The sequence below is a fragment of the Arthrobacter sp. 18067 genome, assembly GCF_902706295.1.
In the GTDB taxonomy this organism is placed as follows: domain Bacteria; phylum Actinomycetota; class Actinomycetes; order Actinomycetales; family Micrococcaceae; genus Arthrobacter.
The window spans coordinates 1-24442 of record NZ_CACSJJ010000004.1; the positions used below are offsets into that span (position 1 = coordinate 1).

The 24442-nt window shown below is 62.5% G+C and carries 22 protein-coding genes, 1 tRNA gene and 1 pseudogene; 12 read left to right on the forward strand and 12 right to left on the reverse strand.

The annotated features are described in order from the left end of the window. Positions 1 to 352: pseudogene (locus GVL04_RS05375) on the forward strand (peptidoglycan-binding protein); the annotation flags it as partial. 123 nt (positions 353 to 475) lie between these two features. Beyond that, complete coding sequence (locus GVL04_RS05380; RefSeq protein ID WP_159700709.1) at positions 476 to 2614, forward strand: phosphocholine-specific phospholipase C; 2139 nt, start codon at positions 476 to 478, stop codon at positions 2612 to 2614. Between the two features lie 100 nt (positions 2615 to 2714). Here the strand turns inward: GVL04_RS05380 and GVL04_RS05385 are convergent, their stop codons facing one another. The 4 genes from GVL04_RS05385 to GVL04_RS05400 all read right to left on the reverse strand — a co-directional run bounded on the left by GVL04_RS05385 (position 2715) and on the right by GVL04_RS05400 (position 7091). Then, a complete protein-coding gene (locus tag GVL04_RS05385) occupies positions 2715 to 3968 on the reverse strand; it encodes a glycosyltransferase 87 family protein (protein WP_159700726.1) in 1254 nt (417 codons plus the stop codon). A gap of 4 nt (positions 3969 to 3972) precedes the next feature. After that, positions 3973 to 5142, reverse strand: a complete 1170-nt coding sequence (locus tag GVL04_RS05390) for a cystathionine gamma-synthase (RefSeq protein WP_159700729.1) — start codon at positions 5140 to 5142, stop codon at positions 3973 to 3975. Between the two features lie 79 nt (positions 5143 to 5221). Continuing rightward, positions 5222 to 6607 carry a cystathionine beta-synthase gene (locus GVL04_RS05395; RefSeq protein WP_159700732.1) on the reverse strand — a complete coding sequence of 462 codons (1386 nt, stop codon included), beginning with the start codon at positions 6605 to 6607 and terminating at the stop codon, positions 5222 to 5224. 91 nt (positions 6608 to 6698) lie between these two features. After that, positions 6699 to 7091: a VOC family protein gene (locus GVL04_RS05400; protein ID WP_159700735.1), complete on the reverse strand. Its 393-nt coding sequence runs from the start codon at positions 7089 to 7091 to the stop codon at positions 6699 to 6701. Between the two features lie 308 nt (positions 7092 to 7399). Here GVL04_RS05400 and GVL04_RS05405 point away from each other — a divergent pair, with 308 nt between their 5' ends. Beyond that, positions 7400 to 8164 (forward strand): heparin lyase I family protein, encoded by a 765-nt coding sequence (locus tag GVL04_RS05405; protein ID WP_159700738.1) that lies wholly within the window; start codon positions 7400 to 7402, stop codon positions 8162 to 8164. Positions 8165 to 8249: 85 nt separating this feature from the next. Here the strand turns inward: GVL04_RS05405 and GVL04_RS05410 are convergent, their stop codons facing one another. Then, positions 8250 to 10922, reverse strand: coding sequence for a polysaccharide lyase family 8 super-sandwich domain-containing protein (locus GVL04_RS05410; protein WP_159700741.1), 2673 nt, complete (start codon positions 10920 to 10922; stop codon positions 8250 to 8252). A 184-nt stretch (positions 10923 to 11106) separates the two neighbouring features. Here GVL04_RS05410 and GVL04_RS05415 point away from each other — a divergent pair, with 184 nt between their 5' ends. Further along, positions 11107 to 12078 carry a DNA-3-methyladenine glycosylase gene (locus tag GVL04_RS05415; protein WP_159701223.1) on the forward strand — a complete coding sequence of 324 codons (972 nt, stop codon included), beginning with the start codon at positions 11107 to 11109 and terminating at the stop codon, positions 12076 to 12078. 74 nt (positions 12079 to 12152) lie between these two features. Here the strand turns inward: GVL04_RS05415 and GVL04_RS05420 are convergent, their stop codons facing one another. Next, complete coding sequence (locus GVL04_RS05420; RefSeq protein ID WP_159700744.1) at positions 12153 to 13073, reverse strand: hypothetical protein; 921 nt, start codon at positions 13071 to 13073, stop codon at positions 12153 to 12155. Between the two features lie 132 nt (positions 13074 to 13205). After that, entirely contained in the window at positions 13206 to 14882 is a 1677-nt protein-coding gene (locus GVL04_RS05425; RefSeq protein WP_159700747.1) for an AMP-binding protein, read from the reverse strand. A gap of 83 nt (positions 14883 to 14965) precedes the next feature. On the opposite strand from GVL04_RS05425, the gene GVL04_RS05430 reads away from it, so the two are divergent. Continuing rightward, positions 14966 to 15244 (forward strand): putative quinol monooxygenase, encoded by a 279-nt coding sequence (locus GVL04_RS05430; protein ID WP_159700750.1) that lies wholly within the window; start codon positions 14966 to 14968, stop codon positions 15242 to 15244. 134 nt (positions 15245 to 15378) lie between these two features. Here the strand turns inward: GVL04_RS05430 and GVL04_RS05435 are convergent, their stop codons facing one another. Together GVL04_RS05435 and GVL04_RS05440 are read right to left on the reverse strand one after the other, a co-directional pair. Then, positions 15379 to 15756: a co-chaperone YbbN gene (locus GVL04_RS05435; RefSeq protein ID WP_011775683.1), complete on the reverse strand. Its 378-nt coding sequence runs from the start codon at positions 15754 to 15756 to the stop codon at positions 15379 to 15381. A gap of 90 nt (positions 15757 to 15846) precedes the next feature. After that, positions 15847 to 17709: a GDSL-type esterase/lipase family protein gene (locus GVL04_RS05440; RefSeq protein ID WP_159700753.1), complete on the reverse strand. Its 1863-nt coding sequence runs from the start codon at positions 17707 to 17709 to the stop codon at positions 15847 to 15849. Positions 17710 to 17860: 151 nt separating this feature from the next. Between GVL04_RS05440 and GVL04_RS05445 the strand changes: the two genes are divergently transcribed. From GVL04_RS05445 to GVL04_RS05455, 3 genes are read left to right on the forward strand one after another with little or no spacing between them, the layout of a single operon-like run. Then, positions 17861 to 18538, forward strand: coding sequence for a TetR family transcriptional regulator (locus tag GVL04_RS05445; RefSeq protein ID WP_159700756.1), 678 nt, complete (start codon positions 17861 to 17863; stop codon positions 18536 to 18538). Further along, positions 18535 to 19527: an ABC transporter ATP-binding protein gene (locus tag GVL04_RS05450; protein ID WP_159700759.1), complete on the forward strand. Its 993-nt coding sequence runs from the start codon at positions 18535 to 18537 to the stop codon at positions 19525 to 19527. Before GVL04_RS05445 ends, GVL04_RS05450 begins: the two co-directional genes overlap by 4 nt. Continuing rightward, positions 19520 to 20320: an ABC transporter permease subunit gene (locus GVL04_RS05455; protein WP_159700762.1), complete on the forward strand. Its 801-nt coding sequence runs from the start codon at positions 19520 to 19522 to the stop codon at positions 20318 to 20320. Before GVL04_RS05450 ends, GVL04_RS05455 begins: the two co-directional genes overlap by 8 nt. Here the strand turns inward: GVL04_RS05455 and GVL04_RS05460 are convergent. Then, positions 20317 to 20862: a thioesterase family protein gene (locus GVL04_RS05460; protein WP_159700765.1), complete on the reverse strand. Its 546-nt coding sequence runs from the start codon at positions 20860 to 20862 to the stop codon at positions 20317 to 20319. The two genes, GVL04_RS05455 and GVL04_RS05460, sit on opposite strands and share 4 nt — an antisense overlap. Before the next feature lie 179 nt (positions 20863 to 21041). On the opposite strand from GVL04_RS05460, the gene GVL04_RS05465 reads away from it, so the two are divergent. Beyond that, entirely contained in the window at positions 21042 to 21263 is a 222-nt protein-coding gene (locus GVL04_RS05465) for a hypothetical protein (protein ID WP_159700767.1), read from the forward strand. A gap of 38 nt (positions 21264 to 21301) precedes the next feature. Next, on the forward strand, positions 21302 to 22075 hold the full coding sequence (locus tag GVL04_RS05470; protein WP_159700770.1) for a potassium channel family protein: 774 nt from the start codon (positions 21302 to 21304) through the stop codon (positions 22073 to 22075). Between the two features lie 112 nt (positions 22076 to 22187). On the opposite strand, the gene GVL04_RS05475 is transcribed toward GVL04_RS05470, so the two are convergent. After that, positions 22188 to 22269, reverse strand: a tRNA-Tyr gene (locus GVL04_RS05475). Between the two features lie 128 nt (positions 22270 to 22397). Continuing rightward, positions 22398 to 22664, reverse strand: a complete 267-nt coding sequence (locus GVL04_RS05480) for a hypothetical protein (RefSeq protein ID WP_144648679.1) — start codon at positions 22662 to 22664, stop codon at positions 22398 to 22400. A 182-nt stretch (positions 22665 to 22846) separates the two neighbouring features. Between GVL04_RS05480 and GVL04_RS05485 the strand changes: the two genes are divergently transcribed. Beyond that, the gene (locus GVL04_RS05485; RefSeq protein WP_017200185.1) at positions 22847 to 23338 is read left to right on the forward strand and encodes a YajQ family cyclic di-GMP-binding protein; all 492 of its coding nucleotides are present in this window, start codon (positions 22847 to 22849) and stop codon (positions 23336 to 23338) included. Between the two features lie 199 nt (positions 23339 to 23537). Further along, positions 23538 to 24392 carry an iron uptake transporter permease EfeU gene (gene efeU / locus GVL04_RS05490; RefSeq protein WP_159700773.1) on the forward strand — a complete coding sequence of 285 codons (855 nt, stop codon included), beginning with the start codon at positions 23538 to 23540 and terminating at the stop codon, positions 24390 to 24392. Positions 24393 to 24442: the final 50 nt, after the last annotated feature.

Consider the following 24442-nt stretch of genomic DNA (forward strand, 5'->3'; position numbering starts at 1 on the left):
GGTCGAGCCCCCGTCCGCGCAGCCGGGATGGACGATCTACGTAGCCGGGTCCGGAGGACAGGACCTGGTGGATGCCTGCATCGGCCCGGTCCACTTCACGCCCACCGATGCCTACTCGCTTTTCATCACTGAGCACGACTACTGCGGCGGGTGGGCACGGTTCTCGGGCATCAACGTGGGCCAAACGGTCACGCTGGCAGGCTACGGATCGTACACGGTAGACGCGCTTGGGCAGGTCCCCTTGGGCGGCACCACAAATCACGTGTCGGCAGTTTTCGGCGGCTTTCCCAAAGCCGTCCTGCAGACCTGCATCCCGGGTACCAGCCAGATGCTGGTCATCGCACTGAACTGATAACGACCGGCAGTCGATGTGATCTACGCGACACACCCCGCCGGTTTGCCCTGGTTTCATCGGAGGTTAACTCGGGGTGCTTAGGCTTGCCCGGTCAACTCTGACCACGAAAGGCTCCCTTGAATGTCCTCGAACACCCCTGAAATGGTTAATCGTTCAACCGATTCCACCGGGCTCTCGCGCCGCGGTTTCCTCGGCACCGCCGCTGCAGCGACGGCGCTTGCAGCCACCGGATCCCTGCTCCCGCCGTCCGTGCAGGCCGCGATGGCCAAGCCGGTTCCGCCGGGAAGCCTGAAGTCCATCAAGCACGTGATCGTTCTGATGCAGGAAAACCGCTCCTTCGATCACTACTTCGGATCGCTGCGTGGCGTCCGGGGATACGGCGACAAGGCCGTAACCCGCTTGCCCAACGGCAGGTCCATGTTCGAGCAGCCACGGGCCACCGGTGAGACCGTCCTGCCATTCTCACTCCGCAAAGCCGCGGAACTTGCCGGCAGGCCCGGTTCGGACATCCAGTACTTGGGCGATTTGGACCACTCCTTCAACGGCACCACCACGGCATGGAACAACGGCTGGTGTGACAAGTGGATTCCCGCCAAGAGCGCCTCCACCATGACCTTTTACGAGCGCCAGGACATCCCGCTTCAGTACGAACTCGCAGACACCTTCACCATCTGCGATGCTTACCACTGCTCCGTCAACGGGTCCACGAACCCCAACCGCAACTACCTCTGGAGCGGAACGACGGGCACTGAGCCAGCCAGCACCAAGCGTGCCGTCACCAACGCCGCCTACGGCTATGGCCACGGAGGCTACGACTGGACCACTTACCCTGAGCGCCTTGAACAGTCGGGGGTTTCGTGGAAGATCTACCAGGACTGGGACAACTTCACGGACAACGCCGTGGAGTATTTCCAAACCTTCAAGGCAATTGGTCGCAAGATGCTCGCATCGGTGGAGGGAAACCTGCGCACCACCGAGGAGTTCTACGACTCGATCAAGGGCAAGACGCCCGCTGAGCAGGACCGCCTTCTTGCCCAATTGGAGCAGGGTCGTGCCGCCCTCACAGACGCGGAAAGGTCCCTGTTCGATAAAGCCATGTGGCGTGGCCGTCCCGATACCCTCCTGCAACGCCTCAGCGCAGACATCGAGAGCGGCACCTTGCCGCAGGTCAGCTGGCTGGTGCCGTCCGCAGCTGATTCCGAACACCCCGGCGCTTCTACACCGGTGGGCAGCGCGAACTTCGTCTACCGCCTGCTGGACACTGTGGCGAGCAACCCGGACACGTGGGACAGCACCGCGATCTTCCTGAACTTCGACGAGAACGATGGCTACTTCGACCACGTCCCGCCGCCTGTCCAGCCGCGTCCGGCATCGGGCGAGTCCAGCGACTGGACCACCGCCCGGCCTATCGGCCTTGGCCCCCGCGTGCCCATGACGGTGGTCTCGCCCTGGACAGTGGGCGGTTACGTCAGCTCGGAAGTCTTCGACCACACCTCTGTGCTCCGCTTCCTGGAAACCTGGACCGGCGTGGAGGAACCGAACATTTCTCCATGGCGCCGCGAAGTCTGCGGCGACCTGACCGGCGTGTTCAACTTCGCCTCCCCCGGCACGCCACCGGTTCTCGACCACCCCGCCGCGGTGCCCGCCAAAATCAGCCGCTGGCGCCCCAATCCCCCGGCCATCCAAGTGGCCCCGATCCAGGAAACCGGCAGCCGACCTGCCAGACCTCTCCCGTACCGTCCGCGAGTCTCTGCTGCGGTACAGCCGGGGAAGATTGCCCTGGCGCTGACCAACAAGGGAACCAGTTCCGCCCACTTCACCGTGTACGGCTATGCGGGCGAGGTCACCGAACCCAGGCACGCGGACGTCCTCGGCAGCCAGGAGATGGAACTTCCGCTGGCCTCCGGCGCCTTCGACGTCGTCGTCACCGGCCCCAACCGGTACCACTACGAACTGAAGGGCACGACGGCGGGCGCTGCCTCCAGCGTCGACATCACCGTTACTGGACGCCGCGGCAAGAAGGCCGTGGAACTGGAGTTGAGCAACAACGGCGCTGCAACGGTCAACGTAAAGCTGGAGTCACTGCAGTACGCGGTCAACAACCAAACCGTGAAGCTCAAGGCGGGCCACACCAAGAAGATCGGCTGGGACACCGTGGAGGGTTGGTACGACCTTCAGCTCACCTCGGCCGAAGACGCGTCGTTCAGGCGGCGTCTGACCGGGCGTGAGGAAGACGGCCGGGAGGGCATCTCAGGCTAGGCGCGGCAACAGATCCGGCCCTTGTCTGCCTCACGCACCGTCCATCGGTTGGGCGGGCAGCCAAGGGCCGGATTCGTTGGCATGATTCGATGTTTGGGGCCTATTTCCTGGTTCGCGAAGGATGATATGCCAGGGCCCAATAGACCAGCATGGCAATCCCGCACACCACGCCCAGGCTTGAAATGATGAGCTGCCACTGGGTCTGCGGATCCTTGCCCCACTCGGCTGCACCGGCCCACACGGCAAGGTTCTTGGGGGTCATGAAGAACGCGATGGTGGAGCACGCCACAATGGCCCAGCCGGCGGTGCGCATCCGACCGGAACGCGAAGGAACCCGATGCATGGCGAACGCCATGCTGGGCAGGGCAACGGCAACCCACACCCAGTGATGGGACCACGAAACAGGGCTGATCAGGAGCATCAGGATGGCGGTGGCCGATACTGCAATGAAGTTCTCCTCAGCGTCCACGGCCCACTTGATGATGAGTCCCGCAAGGACCACCAGCCCCAGGGACAGGACCATCCAGACGACGTTGGTAAGGGAGGAGTCAGGCATGCCGAAGTGCAGCAGAAGCCCCTTGACCGAGAGGTTGTCCACGTACGCGGGTCCACCGATGCGGCCGGTGTCGGGCAGGATCTTGGTCCAGAAATCCAAGGAAGCCTGCGGCAGCACAGCCCAAGCCAGGGCGATGGAGCCGAAGAAACCCACAGCCATCCAGCCCAGTGCCTTGAAGTCGCGGCGAACCAGGAAGTACAGGCCAAATGCCAGCGGAGTGAGCTTCACCCCGGCAGCCAAACCAATCAGGAGGCCTGCAGGCCAACGGATAGCACCCGCACGAGCCTTCCCGTACAGGGCGAAATCAGCAAGGATCACGCCCATCAGGATGATGTTGATCTGCCCAAAGACGAACGTGTCCCGCCACGGCCCCAGGAGCAAAATGGCCCCGGTTCCCACCAAAGCCGTGGTCCGGAAACGGTAGTCGGCAAAAGCCTCACGCCAGGTCTTCAGACCGAAATAGTGCCTTGCCAGCCACGCGGAAACCACAGCGGCACCCACCAAGGCAACGACGATGAACACCAAGCTGCTGGCGAAAAAGCCCATGGCCGCAAGACCGGTGAAGAGCAGTGCAGCAAAGGGCGGGTAGGTGAACGGCAGGCCCTCCCGGACTGCGTAGAGATCGCCGCCTTCCAGGACCTTGCCACCGCCGTAGAAATAGACCTCGAAGTCGTTCAGGGCCGGCTGGTAGTCGGTGTAGAGGAACCACACTGCCACAGCGAGGGTCAGTGCACCCGCGATCGTGAGGATCCAGCCCCGCTGCCTGGTGGGGGCCAGCGTCTGTGAAGGAGAAGCCATAGTGTCAGCCGTTGCTGATCTTGGCGAAGGCCTGCTCAAGGTCGGCGATCAGGTCCTCGGCTTCTTCGATGCCGCAGGAAAGACGCAGGAGGTTGACGGGGACAGCCAGTTCGGTGCCCTTCACGGAGGCGTGGGTCATCTCTGAGGGGTAGTTCATGAGGGATTCAATGCCACCCAAGGATTCCGCCAGGGTGAAGACCGAGGTGGACTCTGCAACCGTGCGGGCTGCTGCCTCGCCGCCCTTGAACTGAACGGACACCATGCCGCCGAACTTCTTCATCTGCTTGGCAGCGAGCTCGTGGCCGGGGTGGTCAGGGAGGCCCGGGTACAGCACAGCTTCCACCTCTGGACGCTGCAACAGCCATTCAGCCACCGCCTGGCCGTTCTCGCTGTGGCGGTCCATGCGGACGCCAAGGGTCTTGAGCCCGCGGGTGGTGAGGAACGCATCCATGGGACCGGAGACCGCACCAACGGCGAACTGGATGAAACCGATCTTCTCTGCGAGCTCAGAGTCCTTGACCACAATGGCGCCACCTACAACGTCGGAGTGTCCGCCGATGTACTTGGTGGTGGAGTGGACCACCACGTCCGCGCCCAAGGCGAGCGGGGTCTGCAAGTAGGGCGAAGCAAAGGTGTTGTCGACCACCAGGAGGGCACCGGCGTCGTGCGCTACAGCGGCGAGCGCCTCGATGTCGGTGATTTTCATCATCGGGTTGGACGGCGTCTCCACCCAGACGATGCGGGTGTTGTTCGCAGCGACTGCGGCAGCCACGGCGTCGAGGTCCGACATGTCCACGGGGGTGTTGCCGATGCCCCAGTCGCCCAGGACGCGGTTGATGAGGCGGTAGGTGCCGCCATACGCATCGTTGCCCAGGACAATGTGGTCACCGGGGCGTGCGATGGCGCGGATCAGCGAGTCCTCGGCAGCGAGTCCCGAGCCGAAGGAGAACGCTGCCGTGCCGCCTTCAAGGGCGGCAAGCTGCTCCTGGAGGGCGTCGCGCGTCGGGTTGCCGCCACGGCCGTACTCGTATCCGGAGCGCAGGTTGCCAATGCCGTCCTGGGCGTAGGTGGAGCTGAAGTGCAGCGGCGGCACCACAGCGCCGGTCCGCGGTTCGAAGGCCTGTCCGGCGTGGACGGCACGTGTGTTGAACCCGGCGTTGTTGGTGGCAGACATGGATGCTCCTCTTGGTTCATTCAAAGTGGGATCGGTCAACGGTTGGATCAGGCGTCGAGGTGAATGGGGCGCAGGGCGCCTAACTGCTCAGGTACGCCAGAAGGTCGTGGCGCGTCAGGATGCCCACCGGGGCGCCGGCGAAGGTCACCATGACGGTATCGACGTCGGACAGCAGCTCGCGCGCGGCGGAAATGGTTTCCAGTGAGCCGATCACGGGCAGGCGCTCACCCATGTGTTCGGAGATCTTGTCAGTCAGTTTCGCTTCGCCACGGAACAGTTTGCTGGTGAGGCTGCGCTCGTCCACGGCACCCATGACCTCGCCCATCACCACAGGAGGTTCCTGCGAGAGGACCGGGATGTGGGAGACGCCGAACTCGTTCATGATGTTGATGACATCGCGGACGGACTCGTTGGGGTGGATGTGGACCAGGTCCGGCATCTCGCCCGTCTTGGACTTGAGGACCTCACCCACAGAGGACTCTTCGCCGCCGGAGAGGAAGCCGTAGGAGCGCATCCACTGGTCGTTGAAGATCTTGGCCAGGTAGCCGCGACCGGAATCCGGGAGGATCACCACCACCACAGCGGACTCGTCCAGGTCCTTGGCCGCCTGCAGGGCCGCAACAACAGCCATGCCGGACGAACCGCCCACCAGGAGGCCTTCTTCGCGGGCAAGGCGGCGGGTCATGGAGAAGGAGTCGGCATCGGATACGGCGATGACGTCGTCAGGCACGGAAGGATCGTAGTTGTCAGGCCACATGTCCTCACCCACGCCCTCCACGAAGTAGGGCCGGCCGGTTCCGCCTGAGTAGACCGAACCTTCCGGGTCCGCGCCGATGATCTTGACCCGACCGCCGTCGGACTCTGCACGGTCAGCGGAGACCTGCTTGAGGTACCGGCCTGTGCCGGTAATGGTGCCGCCGGTTCCGGCGCCGATGACCACGTGCGTGACCCGGCCGTCAGTGTCCTGCCAGATTTCCGGGCCCGTGGATTCGAAGTGGCTGCCGGGGGCAGCGGGGTTGGAGAACTGGTCCGGCTTGAAGGCGCCCGGGATCTCACTGACCAAGCGATCGGAAACGCCGTAGTAGCTTTGCGGGCTGTCAGGGGCCACGGACGTTGGCGTTACAACTACTTCTGCTCCGTACGCCTGCAGGACGGCACGCTTGTCCTCGCCCACTTTGTCCGGCACCACGAAAATGCACTTGTAGCCCTTTTGCTGGGCCACCAGCGCCAGTCCCACTCCGGTATTGCCCGACGTCGGCTCAACGATGGTTCCGCCCGGCTGGAGCCGACCGTCCTTTTCCGCATCCTCGATCATCTTCACGGCGATCCTGTCCTTGATGGATCCGCCGGGATTGAGGTATTCGAGCTTGACCAGGACGGTGGCTTTGATCCCGTCCGTTACGTGGTTGAGCTTGATGAGCGGCGTATTGCCGATGAGGTCCAACACGGACTGGGCGTACTTCATAAGTACAAAGTTACCGCCTGCCCGCAGTGGGGCTTGCTTCGGCCCCATACCCGGCGGGCCCCGTCCGGGTGCGCACGGGGCCGGGCCCTGACTAGGTTCCGGCGGAGGTGTCGGTCTGCCACACGCCCAGGACGTTGCCCTCGGTGTCCTTAAAGTAGGCGTACCAGCCCATGGTGGGAACGGCGTCATTGGCCTGGACAACGCTGCCACCGGCGGACTCCACCTGCTTGAGGGCTGCGTCAATGTCCTCCACGTCGATGGTCAGGATGGGGGTCTTCAGCGCGTCCGTCCGTGGGAACAATGCGCCGTTGATGGCTCCCGGTTCCTTGGGCGTCCCGGTTTGCTCGTCGGAGGGTGCGGTAAGGGCGATGGTGTAGTCCATCCCTTGCATTGGGCTGAGGTTCCAGCCGAAGGCACTCTCGTAGAAAGTGTTGGCCCTGTCCTTATCGTCCGTGGGAATCTCGAAATGCACTATGGCAGCCATGGCTCGCGCTCCTTGTTCCTGATGTCAGTTCCTGGGATATGGCGCGGCCAACCCACGCCACATCTGGGAGTCTAGACCCGGTCGGCTGCCGCCGTAAGGGGCCACGTTGACTCATCGAAAAGGAACGTGATGGTGCACGAGGATCATCTGCACTCCTTAGTGTTGCGTCCGTCAATTCTCTTGCCGGGATTCCGGGAGCTGTTCATTTATGTTTATCTTCTTCTTCCTGTGTATGCGCATTGATAAACAGAACATGAATTCTCGAATGGATTCAGAAAGGTTTTATCAGACCAACGGAAAGAGCATTGATGAACAACACGACCCGAGCAGTCTCCGGACGCTCACATCAACGACGCTGGATGGCCGCCTTCGTGCTTGCCGGGGTCTACTGCTTCACCATGGTTCCCCCGGCCAGCGCAGCTACTATCTGGGATGGTGATGCGTCACAAGGCACCGGGATCTTCCATGGGACGGAATGTGAATCCCCGGGGAGCCTGGACCTCGCCGACCAGACAGACGGACACGGTACGGTTTTCAGGTTTACCAAGGGCACAACGGCCTGGCGGTGCGAAGGCAGGGGAATCAAGACCGGAGGCAGTGCCTACAGCTTTGCCGAGAATTCCACATACTATTTGGGATGGGAGAGTAAGCTGGATAAAGTCGCCCTCCCGGATAGTGGTGACTTTGTGGTATTTCAATGGAAATCATATCCAAATGCAGACCAGAATTATCCACTACTGATGACAGTTGCCAATGGCAGTGTCCGCCTCCATTACGTGGCTCCGGGTGGCATCTGGAACCAGATATGGTCAGCGCCGGTCGCTGCCTTCGAGTGGCACCGGTTTGCCCTTGGCATCCATACTTCCACTTCTGCCACCGATGGCTGGATAGAGTTGTGGTTCGACGGTGTTCAGCAGCAGTTCACCAACGGCCAGCAGCGCTTCGTGGGACGCACCTGGGACAGCGCCAACGAACCAAAATGGGGTGTGTACGATCGGGACAATGTCACTGATCAGATCATCAACCGGGTAGATAGCCTCCGTGTGGGCACCACATTCGCCGACGTCGACTAAGCAACCGTGTGCGGCCGCGACGCTCAGGGTTTCTTGAGCGTCGCGGCCGTTCTGTTTGGCTCTGCCGTGGGATGCGGTTGATCCGTCAGGACGAGGTCTGAACAACCAGCCGCGATGCCAGGTCCGAGAGGTCTCTTACGGAAGCATCGGCATCATGATTTTGGACGAGCCAAGCATCCAACTCGTCCTGAAAAGCCCGCAGCTCCAAGCGAGCAGCCGCTAACCGATTGCTGTTCATTGCTCCCGCGAATCGACCAGCCTTTTTATGCAGTGAGGACGCCGTCGCAGGCTCAAAGTGGGCATCGGCCGCCTTGGCGGTCATGCTGGTGAGGTCGGAGGCTTTGGGTGGCTGCCAATCGAGCACGGCGGAAACAGTGGCTCCCGCCAAGCCAGATACGTCCACCGTCACTACGGTGACCTCGCCGCGGCTTGCAACAGAAACGCCGGGATTGTCCTCCACCGGGCCCATTCCCGGCACACCCAGGCGGATTTGAACTCTGCTCAAGGCTTGAGTGGGATCGCTGACGTGCACAGCGATCTGACGGGTGCTCTCTTCGACGGCGACGATGCAGGGTGAATCTGCAGCAACGATTGACGCAGCGCCGGCCTCAAAGAAGGCAGCGGAAAAGCGACCGGATCTCTCGTGCCGCACCGCTTGGACCGCCGGGGTGTTCGTCACGATCCTGGCGTCCGGCCGCGAGGAGTAGTCATTGGTTGCCTGCTGGTCAGCGTTTGGCAGCACGGCATAGGCATACGAGCTGGACGTGGCACCTTGACGGTGCTGCAGTGCCAAGGTCAGGTACTCGCCTGTTCGTACTTGGCTGGCGGTGGACCCGGTTACCGTCCCACTGATATCAGACAACCTGCCGCTCCGGTTTTCCCGCATGGCCAGCATGTCTGGAGCATCCAGCAGCACATAACCCCCAACGCCCCCGATATGCGCCCATTTTGCGCCGTTCACGGTTCGGCTCTCACCTATCCTCGGTCCCGGCAAGCCATCAATGACCAAAGGCCCGCTACTGGTCGCGGTCACCCTCCGGTTCTCTACCGTTGTCTCTGCACTGCGGCCTGATGCAACAGAGATCCCCGCGCCCAAGCACAAGTAGAAATCGTCGAAGAAGAATCGCGAGAAGCGTCCGTGCATGCTTGAGGGTGCCTTGGCCTTCAGATCGATGGCCGCGGAGCCCCACGTTCCGGCCGAAAGCCCGCCGGCGTACAGGCTGGGGTTGTGGTATTCCGCACGCCAAGGTACGGGCGTGGCGGCTCGCGGGACCGGGTCTACCGTCGTACCGGGGAGGCGGTAAGGATCCACAGTGCACCAATATCCGTCGTCGTACTGCTCCCGGTCCGACGTATAGAGGTAGGTTGCGGCATCCGAGGTATACCACCCTCGCAAATTCTCGTTGTTGCCGGTTTCGTAGTCTGCCATCCGGAGCGAGTGCATGGCGTAAGCAACGGACCATTCCGCCCGGCGGTGCAGCACCCTGTCCATGGGCCCGAAGACATGGGTGAATTCAGGTGCTGGTCTGGCGGTGATTGCTGCGTTCCGGATAATGGCCAACGCTGCAGCCGATTCCCGCAGCCCCAGTCCTTCCGTTGGTTGAGTGCCGCGATAGCCCAGTTCGGCCTTGATGACCGTTTCAAGATACCTTCGGGATTCGGAGCTCACGCTGGGCAGCAGGTTCAGCATCCCTCCGATAAACGCGACACCTGTTGACTGGTCACCGGCCACCGTGGCCAGCTGCCTGCCGCGGACCGTGTCCATCACCAGCCCGCGCCACAGCCATGGTTCAAACGAGCCCTTGAACCATCCCTGCACGATGCTGATATCGGGACTCCAGGATGTTCCGGTGGTGCGCGCCGCGATGGCGGTGATGGAGCTCAGGAGTGAAGCGCCGTAGCCGCCTACGTATGGGAACTGGCCATGCTGAATGAAGGAACCATCAGGATAGAACCCGTCGTTGCTGAAGAAGGCCGCTTCATCCTTGTCTCCGTTGACAAGGCCAACGGGACCCCCATATGGCTTGGCATTGGCAAGCACCGGTGCCAGATTGTCCTTGGCGGACGCGAGCTCGGCGGCGTCTCCAGCCAAGATCGCCCGTCCGCAGAAGGAATCACAATACAAAACACGATTGGCAGCAGCGGCCTGCGTACCTGCCTGGGGAATTGACGGGGTGAACAGCCGCTCTGCGGCGACGACGGTCTGCACCAGGGCAGGATCGATTGCCGGGTAGGTCAAGACCAGTGTGTCGTTGAGTGCTTGGGGGAGGGACACATCCCAGTCGTACCAATTCCCAAATCTGACCCCGGAGGTGGAGAACACGTCGCGGGTCAACCAGGCGACTCCGTCGGCAACCATCTGAAGGGCAGCGCCGGCGTCGGGCCCGAGGCTTCCCGCAGCCCAAGCGAGGGCGATCGAACGTAGACGCCGGGCAGTAGTGCTTACGCGGGCTGAATCGGCGTTGGTTTGACGGGCACTGAGCGGCAGGTCCGCCCAGAGGCCCGTTCGCGTGGGCGTCGTGACATAGCCGGCCATTGCCGAGCGGGCCGCGACCGCCATCGCATCCAACTTCGCGGCAATGACAGGGTCTGCACGGTCAAGGTTTTCGCCTACGAGGTAGTGCACCCATTGTTGTCGCGATGCAGCGAACGCTTCAGCAGTGGCGGCCCGTGCCGGGGAAAGCGTGCTGAAGTGGATTGAAGCCAGGGCGCCGGCCAGGAAGGTAGATTTCAGCACCGTGCGACGATTGACGCTCATGATTACGTGTTCCTCTCGTGAACTACGGCAGCAGTCAAAGACGGACCGTACCGAACGGATTTCCCGATGCTAGGGACACGCGGTCGCGTTGAGGAACGAAGGGAACAAAAGTGAACAGAACTGGAATCAGATGGAGAGTGTTCTGGACACCGACCTCCGCCTCCGGGCGTGGGACCATGAAAACATGACCATCGCAGACGCCCCGCCCGTTGTTGCGGCCGCGGCAGATGCATCCGTCAGGTGGCATCCGGGCGGTTCCTTCCGTTTGGACCAGACCATGTTTCCGCTGATGCGCGGCAACGCGGATCCTTCCTTCGCAGCACACCACAATGGCTTCTGGATGGCTTTCACTGCTCCCTCGGGCCCCGTGACTCTCCGCCTCTCGGCGGGCGGTTTGGGCGCCGATTCCTTCGTGGACGCACAAGCCTGGGGACCCGGAGCAGCGGATGCCATCGCCGGAGTGCCGAGGCTCTTGGGCGCCGATGACGACTGGTCCGGATTCGACGAGCCGACGTTCCATGCCACCCTCCCGCGCCTTGTCACTGAAGCACGACGCCGGAACCTGGCTCTGCGGCTGCCCTCGACCGGGCGGGTTGTCGACTCCCTTGTGCCCACCATTTTGGAGCAAAAGGTCACCACTTTGGAGGCTCGTCGCGGGTACCGGTATTTGATGTATCGCTACGGAACACCCGCACCTGGCAAGGCCCCTTCCGGGCTCCTCGTGCCTCCTACCGCCAGGCAGTGGCTGGCCATTCCGTCCTGGGACTGGCACAAGGCCGGGGTTGGACCACAACGCTCGGCGACGGTGATGCGGGCGCTGCAGTCCGCCGTCGCGCTTGAACGTTTGGCGGACCTGGACTCCGCCCGGGCCGGTGCAAAGCTGCAGACCATTCCCGGAATAGGCATCTGGACCGCAGCTGAGGTGGTCCAGCGGACGCATGGCTGTCCGGATTCGATCTCCGTGGGCGACTACCACCTGGCCTCGTACGTGGGCTATGCCCTGACAGGCAGGAAGACCGATGACGCCGGCATGATCGAACTCCTGGAACCGTGGCGCGGGCAGCGGCAGCGTCTGGTCAGGATGCTGTATGTGAGCGGCTTCCGCAAACCCACTTTCGGGCCACGCATGACCGTTCAGGATCATCGCAGGCACTGACCTTTAAAAGCAACGCGGGGTCAGATACGGCCCATCCTGGCTCCATCTTTGGGCCGTAAGTGACCCCGGGTTGCTTAGGGCGCACGCAGCTTCGCTTTCTTGATTCTCCCGATCGCTCCAGCAAAGCCATCGGCCAGATCGTCGGCATTGAGCTTGAAGTAGCTCCACCCCGCGCTTAGAAATGCCTCATCCCGCCGATTATCGCGCGATTGTTGCTGCCTCGTCAGGTGGTGCGCTCCGTCGTACTGGACCGCAATCCGGAAACGTCGGTATCCAAGATCGGCCGCAGGTGACATGGGGTCCGTCGGGTTAAGCCGCAATTGCAGTTCCGGTTCGGGCAGTCCGGCCTCCCTCATGGCCAGTCTCAAGAATGTCTCGGGATACGAATCGGCACCCACCTGCATTTCTTCAAGTGCGAGCCTTGCCTTCTCCACCCCCTGAAGGTTGGGGTGTTGTCTTATCAGCAGTTGCAGTCCGGAGAGGTAGGCGTAGGGCTCCGTACGAAACTCCAACGACGGGCGTGGCCGCCTGATCAACTGGTCCCCCATGGCAATCACATAATTGAGGGGAAGAACGTTGGCCAGGTCCAGCCACGTCCGGGGACGCACCGATACTGGAATTCCGTCCAAGTCCATAACTTCCCCGGGATGAACACGGACGCGGTGTCCGGTTACTCCGGAACGGCGGACCCTTGGAAGGGTGTGCGGTTTGCTGAGGTGAATCGACTTTCCGCCATCCAACCACGGAGGGAGCCCCAAACCCGTAAGGATTGCCGCAGTTTCGTGGGAAATCCATGCTCCCGGTGTTGCCTCCGTAAGCACCCGGGCGCGTTCGACCAAGTCGAGGGGTCTCCCCTTTGGCACGTGAATCAACCGGCCGCCGTCGGAGAGGTCTTTCGCCCTCAGCCTCTTGGCCGGGATGCCAAGCTCGCGTGATTCGTAGGTGGTGAACGCCCGGTACCGGAGTCCCTCGGGCAGCGGGTTGATACGGACCATGCCTTCAAGTCTGTCGGCGAAGCGCGGCCCTCAAAGCGTTATCCACAGGTTGAGTTCCCAAAGATGCGACGCGGGGTCACTTACGGCCCATTAGCGGCCCCAACATGGGCCGTAAGTGACCCCGTGTTGGAGTTATAGGTGCAGGCGGGACACCGCTTCCTGTCTCATGTCCACCTTCCGAACCTTGCCCGAGACCGTCATGGGGAAGCTCTTGCGGACGTCCACATAGCGGGGGATCTTGTAGTGGGCCAGCTTCCCGCGGCAGTATTCGGCCACGTCCACGGCGGTCAGCGGCTCTGCACCTGGTTTGAGGATGATGCACGCCATCAGTTCCTCACCATATTTTTCGTCCGGAACGCCAATCACTTGGACATCCTGGATGGACGGGTGCAGATACAGGAACTCCTCGATCTCGCGCGGGTAGATGTTCTCCCCTCCCCGGATCACCATGTCCTTGATCCGGCCCTCGATCACCAAGTAGCCGCCCTGGTCCATACGGGCAAGGTCGCCGGTGTGCATCCAACCCTCAGCGTCGATCGCTTCTGCCGTCTTGTCCGGCTGGCCCCAATAGCCCTGCATCACGGCATAACCGCGCGTGCAGAGCTCACCGATCACGCCACGCTCCACCACCTCGCCCGAGCCCGGGTCCACGATCCTGCTCTCCAAATGCGGCATGGTCCGTCCCACCGTGGTGGTGCGCTGCTCCAGGGTGTCCCCCGCCCGGGTCATGGTGGACACAGGCGAAGTTTCCGTCATGCCGTAACAGATGGCCACATCCACCATGTGCATCTCGTCGATGACCCGGCGCATCACTTCGATGGGACACAGCGAACCTGCCATGACGCCGGTCCGCAGCGTCGAGAGGTCGTAGGATGCGAAATCCTCCAGCGCCAGCTCTGCGATGAACATGGTGGGAACGCCGTACAGCGAGGTTCCGCCGAAGTCCTGCACCGCTTCCAGCGCGGCCGACGGATTGAAGCCGCGGCCGGGAATGATGGTGGCCGCTCCGAAGCTCAACGCGTTCAGATTGCCGATCACCATACCGAAGCAGTGATAGAACGGCACCGGAATCACCACGCGGTCGTGCTCCGTGTAGCCCAGCAGACGCCCGATTGAGTTCCCGTTGTTCAGGATGTTGTGGTGGGTCAGGGTGGCACCCTTCGGGAAGCCTGTGGTTCCCGAGGTGTACTGCAAGTTGATGGGATCGTACGGGTCCAGTTCGGCCATGCGCTCCGCCACTGCTGAAGGCCCGACGCCGTCAGCCCGGGTCAGGAGCTCGGCGTAGGTGAGTTCGTGGCTGGCTTCCGGTTCGCCCACGTTCAATCCGAGAGCAGGGTCTCCCGGCAGGAAGACGATTTCCCGGAGTTCGGGACAGCTGGCGGCCGCGTTCCTGGCCATGCCCACATAGTCGCTGTTCTTGTCGGACGGCGCAGTCACCAGCATCCGCATGCCGTTCTGCTTCACCACGAACTCCAGCTCATGGCTCCGGTAGGCGGGATTCACATTGACCAGCACCGCGCCGATCTTGGCGGTGGCGTACTGGAGGATGGTCCATTCGGCGCAGTTGGGACTCCAGATTCCGATCCGCTCGCCCTTGGCCACACCGGTGGCGAGCAGTGCGCGGGCGAGGCGATTGACGTCGTCGTTCAGCTTTTGGTAGCTCCAGCGGCGGGCATCACCGCCGGGTGTCGCGGCCGCTTCAATCAGGGCGTCCCGTAAGGGGAACTGGGCGGCGATGCGCTCAAAATTGGCGCCGATGGTCTCTTCGAGCAGCGGGACGTCAGTGTCTCCGGCAGTGTAGGACAACATGACGGAACGCTACCAAGGGACTGCGCGCAACAGAACCGTAACCACCTCCAGTGGCGCCGTGTCCTGCCGGTAGGGTTGGATCCATGAGTGCACCCATTGACCTGCAGGCCACGTTCATCCCCAACGAAGGCGAGTTCTTCCGTGTGAAGCTCGCTTTGGAAATCGCCATCGACGAGGTCGTGAACGAGCCCGGCTGCATCCGCTATGAGCTGACCGAAGCCACCGAGGAAAAGCTGGTCCTGACCGAGCGTTGGGAATCCGAGGAACTCCTCGAGAAGCACTCCAAGGGTATTGCCGTCCAGGACCTGAACGAGTCCCTCAGTGCGCTTCTTTCCGAGCCCGTCAAGCTCGAACGGCTCTAGGCTCTTTCCGCTTCAGTTCGGCGAAAACGCCGGAAAGCTGCGATGACACCTTAAATGCAACGAGGTCGCCGGAATTTTCCGGCGACCTCGTTGTTTTACGGCGGTTTCGGTGTTTCAAGCAGCCGGGTTGGTCTTTAGTTTTCCTGGGCCTCGGCACGGGCCTTGGCAACGTGGGCGTGGACTTCTTCCATGTCCAGTCCCTTTACGGCCTCGATGACCTGTTCAAGCTGCGGGCCGTTGAGGGCGCCCGGCTGCGAGAAGACCAGGACCTTTTCGCGGAAAGCCATCAGCGTGGGGATGGAGGTGATCCCGGCTTCGGCGGCGAGCTGCTGCTCGGCCTCGGTGTCCACCTTCGCGAAAACAACGTCGGTGTGCTTCTCCGACGCTGCCCCGTACGTGGGCGCAAACTGGCGGCACGGGCTGCACCAGGCAGCCCAGAAGTCCACCAGGACAATGTCGTTGTCCTCGATGGTCGATGCGAACTGTTCCCCAGTGATGTCAACTGTAGCCATGCTTCCACGGTACGCGACCCTGCCTGCTAAGTCCCGTGGAGCAGTGCCCTGTTCGCTTCCCGCGTTACCGGGAATAAAGCAGTCGAGCGGCTATTTGGCCAACACGTACCTCAGTGCGGAGGCGTAGAGCGGCGCCACCTTGTTGTGGCCCGTCTGGTTCATGTGGGCACCATCGAGGTAGTCGCCGGCCGCCCCTGCGATGGTTGCGGTGCCGGACATAGAGATGCGCGGCCAACCACGGAGGGCCGCTTCACGGATCACGAGCCCGTCCACCCAGCGGCGTTGGGCATGGCTGGCATCGTAGCGGGAGAGGACGCCGTTGATCAGGATGGTGCTGCGGGGATACTTGCGGCGCAACTCGTCCCAGAGGCGGTTCGCTTGCGAGAGGATGGCCGCATCCGTGGCGCCGATCCTGGCATCGTTGCCGCCCAGGGTCACCACCACCAAGCCCGGATTTCCCTGCGGCAGGAGGATACGGTCCTGCGCCAGCGCATCAGTCGCGGAGCCACCACCGACGGCGGGACTTCCCGAAACGTAGCCGATCCCACCAATGCTGCGGACTACTTGGCGCGGGTAGCCGGCCGCGCGGGCTCCTTGCTCGCCCCAGGAATCCATGTCCAGCTGCGAGTCGCCCAGGAAGACGACGGTGGACGCGTCAACGGCCTCGGCCGAGTAGAGCTCGTCGGTGGCATCGCTCCAGATGGTTTCCAATTTCTGGAAAGCTACGTGGGCACCCCGGCCATCCGCCCACATGTCCTTTACCGGCCAGCCGAACTCACCGGGATTGATGGACCACACTTTGTAGGTGGGGTGGCCAACGATCCGGGCTCCCGTGGCTGGGCCCCACACCAGCCAGCCGTTGGCGAACTGCTGCACGAGTCCACCGGCGCGCGGAAGCTTGTCCGTGAGCGGCAGGCCCAACTGACCGGCCGCGCCACCCAGTTGGTTGTAGCGGTTATGAACATCCCCATGGGTGGTGGAGTGCGCTCCCGTTGCCGCCGACCAATAGACCGTGCCGCCTTGGAAGAGCTGGTACACGAAGTTGTTTTGCCTGACTTCCTCTCCCACTGGATACCCGAGGGCGCCGTCTTGGCCTCCCGTGGATGACCAGTAGCTTCGGATGGCCCCGGTCAGGGCCTTGGCGCCAGTGGCCGGTGACCAGATGATGGTTCCGCGCTGGTATTCCTGGGACGAGCCTCCGCTCTTCAGGCCCAAAGCTTCGTCTGTTGCCGGGTATCCCAGCTCCCCTTCTTCCATTCCGGCCCGCCGCCAGCGTTCACGGATGGCGCCCATGGATGGATGGGCACCAGTGGCCGGTGACCACACCACAAAGCCGCGTTCGAAGGCTTGCCACGCACCGCCGTCGCGCAGTCCGGTGCTTTCCCCCGTGACCGGATAGCCGAGGAAGCCACCCTCGAACCCGCTGCGGCCCCAGGCCAAATGGATGGATCCGCCTGTCCGCTGGGAGCCCGTGGCCGGCGAATACGTGATGGCTCCGCGCTCAAATGACTGCTTTGAGCCGCCGTTGCGGAGCCCGCTCGCCGTATCGGTGGTGGGATAGCCGTGGAAGCCGGCCGGGCCGTCGGCGCCCCACCACGACGTGCGAACAGGTCCGTTGACCACTACGCGTGCTCCCGTGCGGGCCGACCAGGCGATATCGCCGCCCGCGAACCGTTGGACGCAGCCGCTGGTGCTTCCACTTCCTGAACATTCTTCGGCCCCGGTGGGGCGGATCAGCACACTACGTGCCCAAGCGCTGGTGTTGTAGAGGTGTCCGATGGCACCGGTGAGGGGCGGCGTTGAAGCCTGAACAGTGGCGGGAACGGCTGCCCGGACCGCCAACGTTTCGGTTGGTAACGCGGCCCCAAGGGTGCTTGGAAGCAGGAGCGCCACCGCCAGCGAGCCCAGGAACCAACGCCGCACGGGCCCCATCGCCGTCTTGGTAAAACCCACTTCGCCAACCCCCAAACTGCTGCCACATCAAAACACTGAGGCAAGTATCTTCGACGCCGGCAGTCCCAACACCGGCGACGCAGCCAATGGTGTCACATCGTTATGTCGCTGCCTCTTGATCAGCATTGAACAACTGTTTAGTGTTTGAAACATGCGTTCAATCGCAGAGGATTTCACCACGCGGGCCCGCATCCGCGACGCCGCCATCGGACTTTTCGGCCGCGATGGATTCTCCCGCGCCACAGTGCGCGCAGTCGCCTCGGCGGCCGGAGTCAGCCCAGGGTTGGTCATTCACCATTTCGGTAGCAAAGCAGGGCTCCGCGAGGCCTGTGACCAGCACGTCCTCGCGCAGACAGCTACGCAGGGGCGCGAGAAGGCGGACCCCATATCCACCCGTCAGCTGATCCAGGACTATCTGAACCATCCTGACCAATATGCCCACGAGATCGCCTACATCCGGCGCTCCCTGGGGGACGAATCGGACGCGGGCGACGCCTTCTTCGACGCCGTTGTGAAACAGACCCAGGACATCATCCACGCAGGGATCGAAGCCGGCACTATCCGGAACTTCGCCGACACCCGGTCCACCGCCGTCGTCATCGCTTCCAACAGTCTTTCGATGCTCATGCTGGGCAGGCACCTATCGAGGACTTTGGGGGCTGTGGCTCCGGAGCCGCATGGCATCGGACCTGAGCTGCTGCGGCAACTGACGCTGCCCGCCTTGGAGATTTACACCCACGGCTTCTACACGGACTCGCGGTTCCTGGATGCAGCCCGCGATGCCTTGGAGCAAGACACCACCAACCACGGAAGGGAGCATGCCCCGTGACCCAGGCAATCGTCGTGGAGGGGTTACGCAAGAAGTTCGGTCCCCGCGAGGTCCTGCATGGCCTGGATTTTGCGGTGGATTCCGGGACTGTGTTCGGCGTCATCGGACCGAATGGAGCCGGCAAGACCACCACTATGCGTTGCTTGCTGGACATCATCCGGCCCAGCGCGGGTTCCATTTCGGTGCTCGGTCAGGATCCGCGTCGTGCCGGCACGGCCCTCCGCCGAAGGATCGGCTACCTGCCCGGTGAACTGCATTTGGAGAACCGCACCACGGGCCGCCGCGTGCTGGAGCACTTCGCTGCGATCAGCGGCCCGGTGGATCCGCGGTACGTCAACAGCCTCGCGGATCGGTTGGACCTGGACCTGGACCGCCAGACCCGGAAGCTCTCCAAGGGCAACAAGCAGAAGCTGGGACTCCTGCAGGCGTTCATGCACAAACCCGAACTCCTGGTCCTCGACGAACCCACCAGCGGTCTTGACCCCTTGGTCCAGCAAGTTTTCCACGCCTTGGTCCGCGAGGCCGTGGAAGGCGGCGCCACCGTCTTCCTCAGTTCCCACGTCCTCAGCGAAGTCCAGCAGGCCGCCGACGCCGTGGCGATCCTCCGCGACGGCGAAATCGTCACCGTGTCAACCGTGGACGCCCTCAGGACGGCAGCAGTCCGGCAGCTTCGTTTCATTAGCACCGGAACGGAAGCGCACGACGTCGGAGCGCTGCTGGCCCGCGTGCCCGGCGTCGCCAACGTGGCGTTACGGGAGCTGCCGGCCGACGGACACACTGCCGGAACAGTAGAGGCCACGGCGACACTTTCGGGGCACGTCCAGCACCTGGTCCAAGAGCTGGCACGGCTCAACCTGACGGATCTGGTCCTCGAGGAACCGGACCTGGAAGAGGCTGTGCTGACCCTGTACACGGGGTCTTCGCAGGGTAATGACAACGGCCACAACCACAGCCAAGCAATTCGAACCGAAGGAGCACATCGTGCCTAGGTTCCTGCCCCTCTTCACCAAAGCGCTTACCGACTCGTGGCGCTCCACCCTCGCCTGGGCCTTGGGGTTGACAGCCGCGATCATGTTGTACTTGCCGTTGTATCCGTCCATCGGCGGAAACTCGCAAATGCAGGACTTGATCAACGCCCTCCCACCGGAGATGACCAAGGCACTGAACTACGACCAAATCGCCACAGGTCCCGGCTATACCCAGGCAACATTGTTCGGGCTGGTCGGCTTCCTGCTGATGTCCATGGCCTCTGTTGGCTGGGGCGCCGCGGCCGTTGGTGGGGACGAAGAATCCGGATTGCTGGAACTGACCCTCGCGCACAGCGTTACACGCGTGCAGGTCGTCTTGGAGCGCGCCCTCGCCATCCTGGTGCGGATCGCGTTCCTTTCAGTCCTTGTCTTCCTGTTGGTCCTGGTCCTGAACGGGCCCTCCGAACTAAGCATCGACGTCGGACATCTCGCCGGAGCGGTGCTGCTGTTTGCAGCGCTTGCCCTCCTCAGCGGAACCGCAGCCCTCTGTGTCGGGGCCTTGACCGGACGGAAGATTTACGCGATCGCCGCTGGTGCCGCCGTCGCTGTCCTCGGTTACGTGTTCAACGCGGTGGGGAGGCAAAGTCCCGACGTCGCATGGCTGCTGAACCTTTCGCCTTACCACTGGGCGTACGGGAACTCCCCTGTGGCCAATGGTGCTGACTGGGGAGCCGTCGCCGGGCTGCTCGGTATCTCGGCAGCCCTCATCATGCTGGGTGCTGTGGCACTGCAGCGACGCGATGTGGGTGTTTAGCTCCACACGTGCGGAGCCGGACGGCGGGCTCCAGGGAGTGCATTGTTTTCGCGCCATTCGTGAATCCATTCCGGCAGCTCAAGGCCAGCCGGAGGCGCTCCGAACTCGGCAATGATCTCTTCCTGCGTGACCGGTTTGCCCTTGGCGACCAAGCGCGTGGCGATGTGGGCGCGGGCGTAGATTTCGCCGTTAACCACCATGCGTTGCTCGAAGTAGATGGCCTTGGTATCCAGGCCAATGATGCGGGTTTCGATGGTGTAGCGCTGCCAAAGCTGCAAGGACTTGCGGAAAGCGATGGTCTCGCCGGCAGCCACCGGACTCCACCCCTTCTTGCGCATCTTGGTCCAGATGCCGCTGCGGACCATGAGGTCAAAGCGGCCAAGGTCCATGAGAGAGAAGTACATGCCGTTGTTCACATGCATGGCTATGTCGATGTCCGTCGGCAGCACCCTCAGGGGCAGTGACGACTCTTCCCATACACCCAAAGGCGGGCGCTTGGACGAGGTGAACAGCAGCATGAGGGTGCGAAGAAGCAGATGCATGGCAGCAATGTTACCCGCCAGTAACTTCCGGGGAAAGGTGCCGACCGCATGGTGGACGGGCAATTAGTACATCGCCCGCTTTATGTCCAACGTTTGCACTAACGTTTACCGCCGGTTCATCAAAGCCGTGCAGAATGTCTGGAACTCGTATTTGATAAATGACCTTAAGGGGGACTCCTTTGAGCACGCTGCAAACCACCAGGCCACAGGGTCAGGTGTGGCCGGAACTCTCACGGCACCAGAACGTTGTCCTCCAGGATGCCCGCGGCAACCGCATCGAGGGAACCATCGACGGCATGACAAACGACCGCAGCACGCTGTGGATTCAACTCAAAGGCGGCCTGGGCAGGCAGCTCATTCACCACCTTGACGGTTACTGGCTGGAGACGCCCGCCGCCTGACCAATTCAATGCCTGGCCCCTATGGCTAGGATTCCCCTATGACTCAAGCGCGATACCGGGACCTGGTCGAGTGGCCCCTGATGGCTACGGCACTGATCTTCCTCACGGCCTACGCGTGGCAGGTCATCGGTCGCGTCGACGGCGCCGCGGCATTGCCTTTCGAGATTATTCTTTGGATCACTTGGGGCATCTTCGCCCTGGATTACTTCGTCAACCTGTGGCTTGCTGAAGACCGTGGGCGGTGGTTCCTGTGGAACCTGCACGAACTCCTGATCGTGGTGCTGCCATTCTTCCGGCCCTTGCGCCTGCTGCGACTGGTCACCCTTTTGTCCGTCCTCCAGCGCACGGTGGGCGAAACCCTGCGCGGACGGGTCGCCACCTATGTGGCCGGGGCCGCGGCGATGCTCATCCTCATCGGCGCGCTGGCCGTACTGGACGTCGAGCAGAACGCCCCCGACGCCAAAATCGTCAACTTCGGCGACGCCGCCTGGTGGGCCGTCACTACCATCACCACCGTTGGCTACGGGGACCTGTACCCCGTGACCCCCATCGGCAGGATCGTCGCCGCAGCCCTCATGATGAGCGGCATCGCAGTGCTAGGTATTGTCACGGCGTCCATCGCCTCCTGGCTTGTTCAACGGATCGAGGAGAACGCCGAGGGCGTCGCAGCGGCGGCGGAAGAGAAGGCCGCCGCTGCCGAGGAACCGGTTCGCGCGGAGATGGCCGACCTGGTGACCGAAATCGCCGCCCTGCGGATGGAGATCGCGGAACTACGGGAAGCCACGGAGCTCAGGCGGCAGCACGAGGCTTAGTCCGGGACCCCTGCTTCCCCGCCGATCCCCGTGCCGCCACCGACGAACCGGTGAAGTGTTCCGGGCACACAAAAAATCCCCGGAACCAATGGTTCCGGGGATTTTCCTTGGGTGGCAGATGAGGGATTCGAACCCCCGTAGGCGTTGCCAGCTGATTTACAGTCAGCCCCCTTTGGCCGCTCGGGTAATCTGCCGAACTTCAAAAGAAGATCACTTCCGGAGACCGTTTCTTTTCGATCCGGTAACCGAAGGCAGAGACAACCTTACAGAAGTTTTTGCGAAGAATCTAATCGAGGGCAGACGCCCTGTATTTCCGCGTATTTCAGGCTTCCCCGAGGATCCTGCCGGCCAGTTTCGCTTCGAACTTTTCGGCTTGCTCGGCGGTGATCTGGTTGAGCTGCACGGCCCGCAGCAGATCGGCATGCACTCCATCCATACGGGAGGTGGCGTCGGGAACCGGGCTCAGGACGATCGACGCTGCAACTGCGGCTGCCGCAACTGCACTCGCTGCGGCAACGGCAGCCGTACCAATGGAGCCCGCTGCTGCAGAAGCGGATTTGCTGATGGACTGGACGGCCTTGCTGCTCATGCTGATCCTCCGACGATGCGTTCTTCCAACTGGTACAACTCTCAACCCAAACCCTCGGTTCCCACCATGCATGTGCTGTGAGCGAACTGTGAAAGTGCTCCACGGCCCTAAGCCGCGGCTTCCGTACTAGGCTGGATGCCAGACCAACCCGCCCTCACAGGGCCCCCAACCTAAGGAGAGTCATGGCAGGCGAATCCACATTCGACGTCGTCAGCAAGGTAGACAAGCAAGAGGTCGCCAACGCGCTCAACCAGTCCCAGAAGGAAATCGCGCAGCGGTACGACTTCAAGGGCGTCGGCGCGGAGATCGACTTCAGCGGCGAGAAGATCCTCATGAAGGCCAACTCCGAGGACCGCGTCCTTGCTGTCCTGGATGTCTTCCAGTCCAAGCTGATCAAGCGCGGCATCTCACTGAAGTCCCTGGACCAGGGCGAGCCTTTCCCCTCCGGCAAGGAATTCCGCCTGGAGTGCACCATCAAGGAGGGCATCGCCCAGGACATCGCCAAGAAGATCAACAAGATCATCCGCGATGAAGCCCCCAAGTCCGTCAAGTCCCAGATCCAGGGCGACGAACTCCGCGTGACCTCCAAGTCCCGCGACGACCTTCAGGAGACCATGAACATCCTCAAGAAGTTCGAAGAGGCTGACCTCCAGTTCGTGAACTTCCGCAGCTAGGTAGCTCAGCACCGCCCGAAAGGCCGGGATGCGAGCCCGTTACAAGGCCTGCCTCCCGGCTTTTTGCTGCCCGAAACTACAACGACTGTCGTAATGGACGGGCCCATTAGCACACGATTAGTTTGCGTAATAGTCAAGTCACAGTATCCTTCTTCCTTAGGTGAGCCTAAGTACGGTTCCCCTTAGCGAAAGAAAACCCATGACCGCGAATTACCTGATCGGCCTGCGCGAAGGCCTTGAGGCATCACTGATCGTGGTCCTCCTGATGGCCTACCTCATTAAGACCGGCAGGCGGCACCTGATCCCCCGCGTCTGGGCTGGCGTCGGCCTCGCCATCGCTATTTCCCTTGGCTTCGGCGCGCTGCTGACCTTCGGCCCCCGCGGCCTCACGTTCGAGGCACAGGAAGCAATCGGCGGCGGTCTGTCCATTGTGGCCGTCGCCCTGGTGACCTGGATGGTCTTCTGGATGGCCCGCACAGCGCGCAGCCTCGGCGGCGAGCTGCGCTCCCAGGTGGACAAAGCGGCCGACGGCGCCGCCTGGGGCCTCGTGGTGGTTGCGGCACTGGCCGTGGGCCGGGAGGGCCTCGAAACCGCCCTCTTTATCTGGGCCGCGGCCCAGGCCACGGGCGAAACCACCCTTCCCCTGCTCGGGGCTTTGCTCGGCCTGCTGACAGCGGCCGGCCTGGGGTACCTGCTTCATCGCGGAGTCCTCAAGGTGAACCTTGGCCGTTTCTTCACCTGGACCGGGGTTGGCCTCATCATCATTGCCGGCGGCGTGCTGGCCTACGGAATCCACGATCTCCAGGAAGCCGGCATACTACCCGGGCTGAACAACCTGGCCTTCGACGTCTCAGCTGCCATCCCGCCGTCGTCGTGGTACGGCACGCTGCTGAAGGGCACGCTGAACTTCTCCCCCGCCACCACCTGGCTCGAAGCCGCAGCGTGGCTTTTGTATGTGATTCCGGTGCTGTTCCTCTACATCCGGGCCAACCGGTCCGCCCCGCCCAAGGCTTCCAGCAAGGCGTCAGCCCCCGCGGTCGCAACACAGCCCTAGGGCCACCACACTCTTTCCGGGTAACTCCCGCCTCGCGCTTACCTTCAACA

What these genes read in the sequence shown, in the direction of transcription:
- GVL04_RS05390 (WP_159700729.1), bottom strand. Translation starts at nt 5,142, where the DNA reads ATGTCTGCCACCAACAACGCCGGGTTCAACACACGTGCCGTCCACGCC.
- GVL04_RS05445 (WP_159700756.1), top strand. Translation starts at nt 17,861, where the DNA reads ATGCGTTCAATCGCAGAGGATTTCACCACGCGGGCCCGCATCCGCGAC.
- GVL04_RS05470 (WP_159700770.1), top strand. Translation starts at nt 21,302, where the DNA reads ATGACTCAAGCGCGATACCGGGACCTGGTCGAGTGGCCCCTGATGGCT.
- GVL04_RS05410 (WP_159700741.1), bottom strand. Translation starts at nt 10,922, where the DNA reads ATGAGCGTCAATCGTCGCACGGTGCTGAAATCTACCTTCCTGGCCGGC.
- GVL04_RS05460 (WP_159700765.1), bottom strand. Translation starts at nt 20,862, where the DNA reads ATGCATCTGCTTCTTCGCACCCTCATGCTGCTGTTCACCTCGTCCAAG.
- GVL04_RS05480 (WP_144648679.1), bottom strand. Translation starts at nt 22,664, where the DNA reads ATGAGCAGCAAGGCCGTCCAGTCCATCAGCAAATCCGCTTCTGCAGCA.
- GVL04_RS05380 (WP_159700709.1), top strand. Translation starts at nt 476, where the DNA reads ATGTCCTCGAACACCCCTGAAATGGTTAATCGTTCAACCGATTCCACC.
- GVL04_RS05420 (WP_159700744.1), bottom strand. Translation starts at nt 13,073, where the DNA reads ATGGTCCGTATCAACCCGCTGCCCGAGGGACTCCGGTACCGGGCGTTC.
- GVL04_RS05485 (WP_017200185.1), top strand. Translation starts at nt 22,847, where the DNA reads ATGGCAGGCGAATCCACATTCGACGTCGTCAGCAAGGTAGACAAGCAA.
- efeU (WP_159700773.1), top strand. Translation starts at nt 23,538, where the DNA reads ATGACCGCGAATTACCTGATCGGCCTGCGCGAAGGCCTTGAGGCATCA.
- GVL04_RS05405 (WP_159700738.1), top strand. Translation starts at nt 7,400, where the DNA reads ATGAACAACACGACCCGAGCAGTCTCCGGACGCTCACATCAACGACGC.
- GVL04_RS05435 (WP_011775683.1), bottom strand. Translation starts at nt 15,756, where the DNA reads ATGGCTACAGTTGACATCACTGGGGAACAGTTCGCATCGACCATCGAG.
- GVL04_RS05400 (WP_159700735.1), bottom strand. Translation starts at nt 7,091, where the DNA reads ATGGCTGCCATAGTGCATTTCGAGATTCCCACGGACGATAAGGACAGG.
- GVL04_RS05415 (WP_159701223.1), top strand. Translation starts at nt 11,107, where the DNA reads ATGACCATCGCAGACGCCCCGCCCGTTGTTGCGGCCGCGGCAGATGCA.
- GVL04_RS05385 (WP_159700726.1), bottom strand. Translation starts at nt 3,968, where the DNA reads ATGGCTTCTCCTTCACAGACGCTGGCCCCCACCAGGCAGCGGGGCTGG.
- GVL04_RS05430 (WP_159700750.1), top strand. Translation starts at nt 14,966, where the DNA reads ATGAGTGCACCCATTGACCTGCAGGCCACGTTCATCCCCAACGAAGGC.
- GVL04_RS05395 (WP_159700732.1), bottom strand. Translation starts at nt 6,607, where the DNA reads ATGAAGTACGCCCAGTCCGTGTTGGACCTCATCGGCAATACGCCGCTC.
- GVL04_RS05425 (WP_159700747.1), bottom strand. Translation starts at nt 14,882, where the DNA reads ATGTTGTCCTACACTGCCGGAGACACTGACGTCCCGCTGCTCGAAGAG.